The organism is Vibrio sp. 10N.222.49.C9, from assembly GCF_041474985.1.
GTDB classification, from domain to species: Bacteria; Pseudomonadota; Gammaproteobacteria; order Enterobacterales; family Vibrionaceae; genus Vibrio; species Vibrio crassostreae_C.
In genome coordinates this window covers 1-476 of the sequence record NZ_JBFRVD010000208.1, presented here as the reverse complement: position 1 = coordinate 476, position 476 = coordinate 1, and the positions used below count along the sequence as shown (strand labels likewise).

1 protein-coding gene is annotated in these 476 nt (G+C 44.3%); it reads left to right on the top strand.

Annotation, left to right across the window (positions count from 1 at the left end):
• Positions 1-148 precede the first annotated feature (148 nt).
• A partial coding sequence (locus AB4585_RS22785) for a hypothetical protein (protein ID WP_372171080.1) occupies positions 149-476 on the top strand: 328 nt, incomplete at its 3' end.

The following is a 476-nucleotide window of genomic DNA, read 5'->3' as shown; positions in this document are numbered from 1 at the left end:
CCATGCATGTAGAGTTATTATAACGAGATGCTTTCATCGTTCCGTGCTATTTGCGAGTTGTCTCGCAAATGTTTTAGAGTAGCTGTCACTATCACATAAGCGCAAATACACTCTACTGCCACAGGATGACTCAATTGACTTCGAAATTATGACAACACAAACAACACTAGTAACAATCACAGGACGCTGGGGCGAGGCGTCTCAGAAAGTCCACACTGATGACATCAAGTTCATCCGCCAGCTTTTTATCGAAGGGTATCTTTCAGCATCGGCTGAATACAAGAACATGAACGCTTGTAAGATCTTTGATAGAGCTATCAGCGATATGAAAGCGAACGGAAGTAGCGACGCTTCCCTTAATCGATTCTTGATAACGGCGGGAGGATGCTTTATTGCGCATACAGGAAACCTGCCCACACCTGAGAACGGAGAAATCGTAATTCATACGGACGCAATTTCGGAACCTGATTACATCG